The sequence below is a fragment of the Streptomyces sp. A0958 genome (genome assembly GCF_004795035.1).
GTDB lineage: Bacteria > Actinomycetota > Actinomycetes > Streptomycetales > Streptomycetaceae > Streptomyces.
Genome location: NZ_SSBK01000004.1, coordinates 327115 through 337956 on the forward strand (window position 1 = coordinate 327115; position 10842 = coordinate 337956).

Here is a 10842-nt window from a genome sequence, read left to right on the forward strand (position 1 = left end):
CGCCGACCGCTCACCACCGCAGTGCGGGGGTGCGGACCGGCGCATCGTAATAGTTCAACGTGGCCTCATCAGCGACCATGAGAGTGAGGGAGAAACCCCGCATGTCCAGCGCCGTCACATAGTCACCGACCAGGTGCCGGGCGAGCCCCACCCCTCGGGCATCGAGCACCCGGCCCAACTCCCCGAAGACGCCGTACAACTCCAGGGCGGTGACCGAACCGAGCCCGTTGACGAGAGCCACGACGGACTCCTCGGGCCCGGGCCGCAACGCGTCCAGCAGGGAGCCCGTCATCTCCTCCACCAGTTCGCCCACCCGCCCCTGACTCCGGGTGCGGGCGGCGCGCTCGCCATGGATGCCGACGCCGTACTCCAGCTCACCGGGCGGCAGCACGAACGCGGGCTCCCCGGTGGCCGGCGAGTGATGGGCGGCCGAGGCGACGGCAAGCGTGCGGCACCGTCCTGCCAGGGCGGTGCCGAGCTCCGCCAACTGCTCGTGCGCCATGCCGGTGTCCGCGGCCGCGCCCAGAACCTTCTCCACCAGCACCGTGGCACCCGTACCACGGCGCCCGGCGGCGATGTCCTCGGATTCGGTGGCGAGGTCGTCATCGACCAGGACCCGCGAACAGGCGATCCCCGCGTCGGCGAGCCGTTCAGCCGCGATACCGAAATTGATCCGGTCACCCGTGTAGTTCTTGACGATGTGCAGCACACCTTCCGGCCCTGCCGCAGCGAGCGAGGCCCGGAAGATCTGCCGGTTGTGCGGAGAGGCGAAGATCCTCCCGGGGCAGGCCGCATCCAGCATGCCCGCACCGACGTACCCGGCATGCAGGGGCTCGTGCCCGGACCCACCACCCGACAGAAGACCAACCCGCCGTTCGGGTGCGGTGTGCCGGGCGGTGAAATATCCGTCGGTGGAGTCGTACTCAACGAGGTCCGCATGCGCGCGGGCGAAGCCGGCCAGCGCGTCGGAAACGAGTTCACCGGTGCCGTTCTCGAAGTACCTGGCCATATGCCGCACCCATCCCGTCCCTGGCGGTGAGGCCGTACGAGCCGGCCCCGGACGATACCCCCATGGTGCAGGTAACGGTCCGCATGCGGCAACTCGCAGTACGTGCGCTGCGCCGACGAACACATCGCAATGGCGCCCGGTGCCGGGTCCGGCGCTGGTGTTCGCGGCGATGTACCTGTCCCTGCACCTGGCCATCGACCGACCGACGGACCGAACCGCAGCGGACTCGTCCAGGCCGGCCGAACTGCAGCGGACTCGTCCCGGCCGGCCGTCACACCGGATTCCCGGGGACCGCCGGCCGTGGCGCCGGCCGGTGACCGCCGCCGGATCGAAGCCTTGTGCGCGCCGGCTGCCGCGGCACGATCCCCGACCCGATCGCCCCCCTGGGCGGCCCACCAACTCCGCGAGGACCATCTCGACCTCCTCGGATCGCTGCCGCAGCCGCTCTCCCTGTCCATGAACGGGCTGGGAAACGTGCTCACCGCCGAGGGCGGGCGGGCGTGGGGCGCCCTTTAACGGCCGCCGCTACCGCGCTTCGGCGAAGCGCGCCATGTGCTCGTCGTTGAGCCGCACACGGTGAGCGGCAAGTGCTTCCTCGACCTGCTCCACCCGGCTCGCGCCGACGATGGGATCGATGCCCTGCTGCATCAGCCACGCGAGGACCACTTGGTTCCTCGTGGCCGAGAACTCGCCGGCGACCTCGTCCAGGACCGCGAGCACCCGCGCGGTCCCGGGGTGGTCGTAAGTCGACGGAAGCGGCTTGTCGTCGCGCACGTACGAACCCCACATCAGCGAGCTGTACGACCACACGGCGAGCCCCTCGGACCGTGCGAGGTCCAGGTCCTCGGCGGTGAGCAGGCGGTGGCCGCCCTCCGCGACAGGGGTGAGCGGGCGAGGCAGAACGAGTGAGTGACGCAGTTGCAGGGCCGTCCACGGCTCCACGCCCCGCTCCCGCGCCAGCGACCGGCCGCGCTCGACCCGCCAGGCGGCATGGTTCGCCGCACCGACCCGCAGGGCCACGCCCTTCGCGGCCAACTCACCGAAGGCGCCGACCGTTTCCTCCAGCGGCACGCCACGGTCCTCCGCATGCGCCCAGAGCAGATCGACGTGATCGACGCCGAGACGGCCCAGGCTCTCCTCCACACCGGCGTGAACGGCGCGCGCCGACAGGCCTTCGGAGCTTTCCGGCGCGTGCGGGACGAGCGGGTTGTGCCGGACCTTCGTGGCGATCCGCACCGTATCGCGCGCGCCGGGGCGTGCCCGGAGCCACGCGCCGATCACGCGCTCGCTGGCGCCGCCGACACCGCCGGGGTCGTTCCAGAAGGAGTAGCAGTTGGCGGTGTCGAGCCACACACCACCACCCGCGACGAACGAGTCGAGGACCGCGGAGGCCCGGTCGGGGGCAACACGGGTGCCGAAATCCATAGTCCCCAGGACGACCTGGGGAGCCGTGATATCCATGCCGCCCATACTCGGAGGTGAAGCGCACTCCAGGTCAAGCGACCCGAGGGCGAGCCTGCGAAGACTGGGGCCGTGCTCCGGGCCGGCGAGCACGGTGGCGAACCGGGCGGCGAGGTATGCCAGTGGATTGCCGGCGTCGTACTGCACCACGGGCACGCGGTCACGCTGCGAGTCGCCCTCATCGCGGCACCCGCGCATCGACGCCGCGGCGGGCTCCGCGACCATGGATTCATGAGCGAAGCGACGAAGAACGATCTACTGACGGCGGCCGTCCGGCTACGTGAGAAGGGCCATCCGGAAGAGGCACGAAAGCAGCTGCTGACGCTCGCCGCCGACCACCCCCACGACGCCCAGGTGGCCTACCAGACCGCCTGGGTCCATGACGTGCTGGGGCTGGAAGCGGAAGCTGTTCCCCACTACGAACGGAGCCTCGGCGCGGAGGGCCTGGCCGCCGAGGACCGTCGCGGCGCGTTCCTCGGACTGGGAAGCACCTACCGAATCCTCGGACGCTACGCGGACGCCGTCAGCACGCTCGGACGGGGCCTCGCCGAGTTCCCCGAAGACGGTGCGATGCAGACGTTCCTCGCCATGTCGTTGTTCAACACCGATCACCATCACGACGCCATGCAGATCCTGCTGAAGATCATTACGACGACGAGCAGCGATCCTCACATCCGCCAATACCGACGAGCCATCGAGCACTACGCCCAAGACCTCAACGAGACGGTATGAACCGGCACAGAGCCGGCTGAGAGGGGGCTCAAACCCGTAGCGGGCTCTCCGGCGGCGCATTCCGGGGTCCGGCCCCGCGCCTAGAATGAGCCGGCACCGGGGATTCAGCTGCCTGTCGGCGGCTGACAGGGGACAGGGACAGGGACAGGAGCGGGGCTGTGGCGGCACGGGCCGGAGGGGCGGATCGGTACGAGGAACCCTCCGGCGAAGTGCTCGGCCGTGCGGCCGAAGCCTTCGGACTGCTCGCCGCCCCCGCGCGCCTGCACATCGTGTGGCTCCTCGCGCAGGGGGAGTGCGACGTCAGCGGCCTGGCCGAACGCGTCGGCGGTGCGCTGCCGGCCGTCAGCCAGCACCTGACGAAGCTCAAGCTAGCGGGCCTGGTGGGGTCCCGCCGGGAGGGCCGCCGGCAGGTGTACTACGTCGACGACCCGGACGCCGTGGCCGTCGTGCGCCTGATGGTCGGCCAGCTCACCGAGCAGGAGGACGCGCCGGTGCGCCGACTGCACGGGACCGGTGCCTGATCGCGTCGTGGCCCGATCTGCTCGACCGCTGAGCTCCCCGCCCTGGACCGGCTCGGCGGTCCACGCCCTGACGCCGCTCCAGTTGCTGCAAACGCTGAACACGTCACCGCGGGGACTGACCGAGGACGACGCAGCGGTCCGTCTCGGCCTGCACGGCCCCAACACACTGCCCGCATCCCGCGCCACGTCGTGGCCCGTACGCCTGACGCGCGCCGCCCGCGACCCGTTTACGGGTGTACTGCTCGCCCTCGGCCTGGTCTCCGCCACCGTCGCGTCGTGGGGCACGGCCACCGTGATCATCACGCTCGTCGCGGTCAGCTGCGTCCTGCGGGCGCACGGCGAACACCGGGCCGAACGGGCCATGGCCCACCTCCAGGACATGGTCGCCACCACCGTGAGCGTGCAGCGCAGACCAGAACCGAGATCCGGGCCCCGCGTACGAGAAGTGCCGGCTGGTGACGTCGTGCTGGGAGACGTCGTCCGGCTGGGCCCCGGAGACCTGGTCCCCGCCGACGTACGGCTGCTGCGCGCGCACCACCTGGCCGTCGACCAGTCGGCGCTGACCGGAGAGTCGGCGCCTGTGCCCAAGGAAGCCTGCGACGTGCCGGACGACGACACGTCCTTCGCCCGCAGGGACCTGTGCTTCCAGGGCAGCACGGTCATCGCCGGCAGCGCCGCAGGCGTCGTCGTCGCCACCGGAGCGCACACCCGGTTCGCCACCGCACACCGACCGGCAGGCATCCGCCCGCCGAGCGCCTTCGACCGCTCGGTGCACGGCATCGCCTGGGCGCTGATCCGCTTCATGCTCCTCACACCGCCGCTGGTGCTGATGGCGAACGCGGCGGTGCGCGGCCGCGGCCTGGAGACGCTGCCGTTCGCGGTGGCGGTGGCCGTGGGGCTGACGCCGGAGATGCTTCCCGTGGTCGTCACCACCTGCCTGACCCGGGGCGCCGCCCTGCTGGCACGCACCCACGAGGTGATCGTCCGCAGACCGGCCGCGCTGCACAACCTCGGCGCCATGGACGTGCTCTGCCTGGACAAAACGGGCACACTCACGCAGGACCGGCCGCAGGTCCTTGACGTCGTCGACTCCGAGGGCCGCACCGCGCCCGACGTGCTGGCCTGGGCGACGGCCAACGCGTGGTGGACGCTGCAACTCGCCGACCTGCCCACTCCCGACGCGCTCGACGCAGCCCTCCTGGACGCCGGCGACCTGGAGGAGGCCATGGCCTACGAGCCGGTGGCCGCCCTCCCCTTCGACTCCGCGCGCAGACTGTCCACGGCCGTCGTCCATGCCCCCGACGTCCTCGGACGCCACGTCCTGGTCGTCAAGGGCGCGGTGGAATCCGTACTCGAACGATGTGCTCTCGGCGAAGCGGAGCGGGAAGGGCTCCTCAGCGATGCCGCGCGGCTGGCGGCCACCGGAGTCCGCCTCCTGGCCGTCGCCACCGGGGAGCGAGAGGCGCGCCTCCGCCCCTATGGCCCGGCCGACGAGCGCGGCCTGACGTTCCAGGGCTTCGTCACCTTCCACGACGCCCTCACGCCGAGTGCCGCCGAGGCGCTCGCTCGTTTCGCCGACCACGAGGTCGACGTCAAGATCCTTACGGGGGACCATCCCGCCACGACCGCTCGCGCCTGCCGCGACCTGGGCCTGGAGCCGGGCGAGGTGGTCGACGCGAGGACCCTCGACGCGCTCGATGACGGACAGCTGACTGATCTCGCCAACCGCACCACGGTATTCGCCCGCTGCGGACCCGAGGACAAGGCACGGGTGGTGGCCGCGCTGCGCAAGCACGGCCACACAGTCGGCTTCCTCGGCGACGGCGTCAACGACTTGCCCGCGCTGCACACCGCCGACGTCGGGATCTGCCCGCTGAGCGGGGTGGGCGTGGCGCGAGAGAGCGCGGACGTCGTTCTCGCGGACAAGAACCTCACGGCCATCGACTACGCGATCACCGCGGGCCGTCACGCCGGCGGCAACATCGCCTCGTACCTGCGCATCACCCTCTCGTCGAACCTGGGCAACGTGATCGCGATGCTCACCGCAGGCGTACTCCTGCCGTTCCTGCCCATGCTTCCCGCGCAGGTCCTCGTGCAAAATCTGTGCTTTGACGCGGCCCAACTCGCCCTCGCCCACGACCGCCCAGCACCCCGCCTCCTGGCACGCCCCGCCGCTCTGCGTCCCGCACCGTTCCTCCGTACGATCACCGGCTTCGGCCTGCTCGGCGCGTTGGCCGACCTGGCCACCTTCGCGACGCTGGCCGCGACCGCGACCGCGTCCGCCGCGCACGACGAGGGCGCCTTCCATTCGGGCTGGTTCACCGAGAACCTGCTCACCCAGGCCCTGGTGATGCTCCTGCTGCGTACCGGGCCCCGCCCCGCACCCAGACCCCTGCGCATCGCCGCCACGGCTCTGGCGGCAGTGGGTATCGCGCTGCCGCTCACCACCCTGGGAGCACGTCTCGGCCTGGAGCCGCTGCCGATGTCCTACTACCTGCTGCTCGCGGCCGTACTGACCGGATACGCCGCGGCCCTCGGGCTCCTCACGCGACGCGGGCGGCCGAGCGATCACCGGAACGCCCCCAGCCCTTAGCGGTAGCGGCACGGGACAGGTCCTTCGAGAAGCCGCCCGTACTACTGGCCATGGGGCGGGGGCTCCCCAACTCACCCAAGGCTTGTACAGTTGCGCAATGTAGCAATCGACGTCGGCGTGCGGGCATCCCGGACGCGCGCCATCGGCGACAACGGTAACGACAACGGAATGGGGTGGCGTGTTGCTCCGCAACGGCCTGGAACCGTGGCACCTGCTCATCGTGGCGCTCGTGATCATCATGGTGTTCGGTTCGAAGAAGCTTCCCGACATGGCACGCTCCCTCGGCAAATCGGCTCGCATCCTCAAGAGCGAGGCCAAGGCGATGAAGGCCGACGCGGGAGTCGAGCCCGCCGCCCCCGAGCAGTCGTAGCTCGTTGCTCAGCCTCTTGGGGCCGCTTTCGATGGCCGGTGAGCCGGGTCCGCCAGGGTGACCCGGCGCCGCTATCCGCTGACGCGGCAGGGGGCGGCGGTCCCGCGCGGCCCCAGGGCGCTCGGTCAGGCTCCCACATCTCCATCGCATTGACATGCCCAGTACAGTCTCCCACGCTGTGAATCAGTTCTTACATCGATGTAATCGTTCTGGTGCACCGTGCGGCGGACCCAGCGTGCTGCGAGTCGGTTCCACCTACATCTCGGTGGAGTCCGCCGGCGGAGGCGTCGTTGTGCGCCAGGCATCGTCGACGGCGGCTCTGGACCAGGCTCCCGCCCGGCAGGTCTGGTCGGACACCCAGGACCGCGGCGAGATCTGGGCTTCGGAGATACGTGCGGGACGGCGGCCGCTACTACATCTACTTCTCGGCGGGCCGCGCGTCGGCACACCGCATGTACGTCATCAGCTCCACCAGCCCGGACAGCGGCTACACCGCAGAGACGAAGCCGGCTCTGCCGGACGACAAATGGGCCATCAACGGCACGATGTTCACCTGCGATGGCACACGCTGGTTCGTCTGGTTCATCTGGTCCGGCTGGGCAGGTGACACCAACGTCGAGCAGAACCTCTATATCGCCCGGATGAGCTCTCCGACGACGCGGACCGGCGCCCGGTACGTGATCTCACAGCCGCGAGAGAGCTGGGAGCGGGTGGTCGGCAATCCGTTCATCAACGAGACTCCGGAAGCGATCAAGGACCCGAACGGACAACTGCACATCGTCTACTCCGCCAACGGGAGCTGGAGCGACCAGTACTGCTTGGCCGATCTGAGACTGCGGGCAGGGGGAGACCCGACGTATGTGTGGGACTGGTACAGATCAAACGGCTGCCTGTTCGGCTCCAACCGCGCCACGATGATGCCGGGTTGGAACCCGACGCTGGAGGTCAACGGCCCCGGGCACCACTCCTTCGTCCTGCTCGACGGAGACATCGCCACCAGCCCGCCCGCCGGCCCCACATTTCGCCTGATGTTCCATGCGGTCCCGAAGGGAACGCCGTACTCCTGGGCGAACCGGTAGTGGTACACGGGCACGTTCTGCTGGTGCGGCAACACCACCTACAGCCGGGCCAACGTCCCCGGCCCGAATACCGACGTGGGGTGGAGCCTGAAGTTCTTCGAGTGGACCCGGATGCCGACTGACGGCCCACGGGGGACGCACACACCCCACCACACCCGCCCGGCCATCGGATCGGCCGACCGCGGCAGAGTACGGTCGGGGAGTCGGGGAGTCGGGGACTTGGGGCAGAAGCTGCGTCAACTGGTCGCAGTGGTGTGCTGATCCCTTGCGCGTCTTGATCGCTTCTCAGTCTGCTGGCTAGGTTGGCCGACGTGACTGACCTCGGAGCTCTCGCCTGGCCACCTGCCCCGCTCAGGACCGAGCGGCTGATCCTCCGCAAGTCCGAAGCCCGGGACCGCGCGGCGGCCATCGAGCTCAACGCCTCACCGGAGGTCAACACGTACCTCGGCGGCCATCGACCGCGTGCCGAACTCGAACGCACGATGCCCGAGGTACCCGGGCAGCGCCCTGGCTTTTTCGCGATCGAACTCGGCGGGACGATGATCGGCACCCTCATGCTCGATCCGCACGCGGAGCGTCCGGGGCACATCCGTCCGGACGTCGGGAGGACCGAGCTCGCCTACATGCTCCTGCCACGGGCGTGGGGCCACGGGTACGCCGCCGAGGCGTGCGCAGCGGCACTCGACTGGTTCGCCGAAGTGCTTCCCGGCGAGGCGGTGGTGCTCCGCACCCAGACCGCCAACGAGCGCTCGATGCGCCTCGCGGCCAGGCTGGGGTTCACCGAGGTGGAACGGTACGAGGACTTCGGCGCCGAGCAGTGGTTCGGCGTGTGGACTGCAGCCCCGTCACCCGCCTGAGCCGGTGTTCGACAAAGCGCGCCCCACCACGAACAGCCGGAGAAGGTCGCTGACCGCATTCTCGACCGGTAGGCCGACCTCTTCCTGTAGTTCACGGCGCAGTGCGGAAAGGGGCGTCTCGCCCGGCTCGATTCCTCCGCCGGGAGCTGCCCACACCACCGTTCCGGCCGGCTCCGAAATCGCGAACCGGCCGAGGCGCATGCGGTCGTCCTCGGCGAGGACGACCGCGCGGACTGAATGACGCAGGCTCACGGACGACATTCGGACACGCTAACCGCCTGCGGCCAGGCCGGCGACGTACGGCCCTGCAACTCCCCGCACTCCGCCCGAAGTACGGGCTCCCTGACCATGGCGCTCCACCCGGTCACCATCATCCCGCGCCTCGACGGGCTATGCCCGCAGCTCGTCCGGATCGTACAAAGCCCGGACCTTCCCGTCGCATTTCCAGCCCGAAGGATTGGACGGCACGGTGAAAGCGTTATGTGCATGGGCAGTTGACGCCGGATGGGGGCATGAGCGAAGAAAGTGCAGTACCGGTCGAGAGGCCAGTAGTGGTGAGGGTGCCGGTGGAGCCGGTCGGGTCCGCGCTGGACAACGCCGCCGCGGAGTCGTTCCACTCGGTCCTGAAGGTCGAGTACGTCCACCGGCACGACCTCGCGACCAGGGCGGAGGCCAGGCTGAAGACCGTCACCTGGATCACGGACTTCTACAAGACCCGCAGAAGGCACAGCGCAGCCGGAGGAAGGCCACCCGTCGAGTTCGAACGCACCATCCAGCAAGCACGCACCCGGACCGATCAAGACGCCCGGGCAGCATAGCCAAGGTCTCTACGCTTCCAGGGGATTGACACTCATGGGCTGACGCCCAGCCGTTCTCGACCTGAGTCGGGTTTCGACGTACACATCAATCAACGTGCGCAGCCGCGTACGGATATACGTGCTCAACCCCCGGCCAGACTGGTCAAGGTCAAGGGGACCTGATGGGCGGTTGCGCTCTCAGCAACGGGTTCTGGTCGCACGGTGATGGGTCGAGCGGATGAGGACGGAGACCAGGGCAGCCATGTCTGCCGCGCCGACGGCGTCGTCCGCGTAACGCGTGGTCTGCAAGGGGCCGGTCTGATCCAGCCGAACTCCCTCCAGCTCCAAGACGTAGGCGAGGGTGAGCATGGCGAGGCGGGTGTCGCCATCCGGGAAGGGGTGAAAGAAGGCGACGTCCAGGTAGGCCCTGGCCGCACGGGAGGCCAGGGGGACTCTCGGGTCGGCGCTATCGCGCAGACAGTGCTCAAAGTCCCGCTGGGTGTGCGGCGTAAGTGCATAGCGTTCACGGCCGCCCTTGGCGAACGCATCGCCTTGTCGGAACGACACCTCGGGCTGGCCGAGGACAAGCCGCTGCCATTTAGCCAGAAGCATGCAGGTGAGGGGGCGCTAACGGAAAGCGTCGGTGCGCGATTGAGCCAGCGCCGCGAGTAGTCGGTCGCCTCGATCCGGATTCGAGGAACGGCCTCCCGCATCGCACCAGGTGCCGAGGCCGTCCACGGTCGCCTCGACCGGGGCCAGCGTCTCACCGACCACTGAAGCCCAGTCGACCTGGTTCCTGACATGGCACCAGGCGGCCAAGGCGTCAACGGTCACGGTAAGGCTGCTCTCCGGTCAGGCCTACGGCGAGATCCTCTCCTACGGAGTCGACCAAGGTGCGCGACGGTTCGGTCCAGCTCTTGAACCGTCCACCAATCGCAGTGTCGACCGCTTGCTTCGCAGTCTCCAGCCCCATACCCGTGGAGGAGAGGAACCACGTGAGAACCGTATGGCAGAGGCCATACCAGCCGCATTCGGCACCCGTGCGGTCCACTACTACCGTCACCAGTCGGGTAGCCGCCCGATCCAGGTGCCAACTGCGATCATCGGCATCCGCCCCGGCGGGCGGCGCCATCTGCGCGAACCGTTCGGCCAGCTCCTCCAGCCAGTCGCGCCACTCCAGCAGTGACGCGACCACCTTGGCGGCCGTCGCTGCGGGCTCGCCCACGGAATGGGAGGTGCAGCACCAGCTGGTGACGACGCCACCACCACCGCCCTCGCCGACCGCCCAATGCCATCTGTCGGCGACGGGTGAATCGTGACCCTCTGACGGCGGATCAAAACTGACCCACCTCGTGGTCTACCGACCATCCTGATCTTGATCGAAGGTCAGGAGAAGAGGGTGATTTCCGTGGAGGACTGGGCA

At 69.3% G+C, this 10842-nt stretch carries 11 protein-coding genes and 1 pseudogene; 7 read left to right on the plus strand and 5 right to left on the minus strand.

What is annotated here, in order from left to right:
* Positions 1–10: 10 nt before the first annotated feature.
* A complete protein-coding gene (locus E6P78_RS06665; protein WP_136202559.1) occupies positions 11–1009 on the minus strand; it encodes a dihydroxyacetone kinase subunit DhaK in 999 nt (332 codons plus the stop codon).
* A gap of 525 nt (positions 1010–1534) precedes the next feature.
* Entirely contained in the window at positions 1535–2470 is a 936-nt protein-coding gene (locus E6P78_RS06675; protein WP_136202589.1) for an aldo/keto reductase, read from the minus strand.
* A 231-nt stretch (positions 2471–2701) separates the two neighbouring features.
* Between E6P78_RS06675 and E6P78_RS06680 the strand changes: the two genes are divergently transcribed.
* The 6 genes and pseudogenes from E6P78_RS06680 to E6P78_RS06705 all read left to right on the plus strand — a co-directional run bounded on the left by E6P78_RS06680 (position 2702) and on the right by E6P78_RS06705 (position 8622).
* On the plus strand, positions 2702–3202 hold the full coding sequence (locus tag E6P78_RS06680) for a tetratricopeptide repeat protein (protein ID WP_136202560.1): 501 nt from the start codon (positions 2702–2704) through the stop codon (positions 3200–3202).
* 158 nt (positions 3203–3360) lie between these two features.
* Positions 3361–3723: a metalloregulator ArsR/SmtB family transcription factor gene (locus tag E6P78_RS06685; protein WP_136202561.1), complete on the plus strand. Its 363-nt coding sequence runs from the start codon at positions 3361–3363 to the stop codon at positions 3721–3723.
* Positions 3724–3730: 7 nt separating this feature from the next.
* On the plus strand, positions 3731–6316 hold the full coding sequence (gene mgtA / locus E6P78_RS06690) for a magnesium-translocating P-type ATPase (protein WP_240799087.1): 2586 nt from the start codon (positions 3731–3733) through the stop codon (positions 6314–6316).
* 178 nt (positions 6317–6494) lie between these two features.
* Positions 6495–6686, plus strand: coding sequence for a Sec-independent protein translocase subunit TatA (tatA, locus tag E6P78_RS06695; protein ID WP_136202563.1), 192 nt, complete (start codon positions 6495–6497; stop codon positions 6684–6686).
* Between the two features lie 229 nt (positions 6687–6915).
* Positions 6916–7867: pseudogene (locus tag E6P78_RS06700) on the plus strand (glycoside hydrolase family 43 protein); the annotation flags it as partial.
* 209 nt (positions 7868–8076) lie between these two features.
* Positions 8077–8622, plus strand: a complete 546-nt coding sequence (locus tag E6P78_RS06705) for a GNAT family N-acetyltransferase (protein WP_136202564.1) — start codon at positions 8077–8079, stop codon at positions 8620–8622.
* Here the strand turns inward: E6P78_RS06705 and E6P78_RS06710 are convergent.
* Entirely contained in the window at positions 8611–8883 is a 273-nt protein-coding gene (locus E6P78_RS06710; RefSeq protein WP_240799088.1) for an NUDIX domain-containing protein, read from the minus strand. The two genes, E6P78_RS06705 and E6P78_RS06710, sit on opposite strands and share 12 nt — an antisense overlap.
* A gap of 251 nt (positions 8884–9134) precedes the next feature.
* Here E6P78_RS06710 and E6P78_RS06715 point away from each other — a divergent pair, with 251 nt between their 5' ends.
* A complete protein-coding gene (locus E6P78_RS06715; RefSeq protein ID WP_136202565.1) occupies positions 9135–9440 on the plus strand; it encodes an integrase core domain-containing protein in 306 nt (101 codons plus the stop codon).
* Positions 9441–9617: 177 nt separating this feature from the next.
* Here the strand turns inward: E6P78_RS06715 and E6P78_RS06720 are convergent, their stop codons facing one another.
* Together E6P78_RS06720 and E6P78_RS06725 are read right to left on the minus strand one after the other, a co-directional pair.
* Positions 9618–10031 carry a Fic family protein gene (locus E6P78_RS06720; protein ID WP_136202566.1) on the minus strand — a complete coding sequence of 138 codons (414 nt, stop codon included), beginning with the start codon at positions 10029–10031 and terminating at the stop codon, positions 9618–9620.
* Between the two features lie 211 nt (positions 10032–10242).
* Positions 10243–10644 carry a hypothetical protein gene (locus E6P78_RS06725; protein ID WP_136202567.1) on the minus strand — a complete coding sequence of 134 codons (402 nt, stop codon included), beginning with the start codon at positions 10642–10644 and terminating at the stop codon, positions 10243–10245.
* Positions 10645–10842: the final 198 nt, after the last annotated feature.

Bases quoted from the DNA above. Each gene is read 5' to 3' on its own strand.
- E6P78_RS06665 (WP_136202559.1), bottom strand. From the start codon at position 1,009: ATGGCCAGGTACTTCGAGAACGGCACCGGTGAACTCGTTTCCGACGCG.
- E6P78_RS06675 (WP_136202589.1), bottom strand. From the start codon at position 2,470: ATGGATATCACGGCTCCCCAGGTCGTCCTGGGGACTATGGATTTCGGC.
- E6P78_RS06680 (WP_136202560.1), top strand. From the start codon at position 2,702: ATGAGCGAAGCGACGAAGAACGATCTACTGACGGCGGCCGTCCGGCTA.
- E6P78_RS06710 (WP_240799088.1), bottom strand. From the start codon at position 8,883: ATGTCGTCCGTGAGCCTGCGTCATTCAGTCCGCGCGGTCGTCCTCGCC.
- E6P78_RS06715 (WP_136202565.1), top strand. From the start codon at position 9,135: ATGAGCGAAGAAAGTGCAGTACCGGTCGAGAGGCCAGTAGTGGTGAGG.
- E6P78_RS06720 (WP_136202566.1), bottom strand. From the start codon at position 10,031: ATGCTTCTGGCTAAATGGCAGCGGCTTGTCCTCGGCCAGCCCGAGGTG.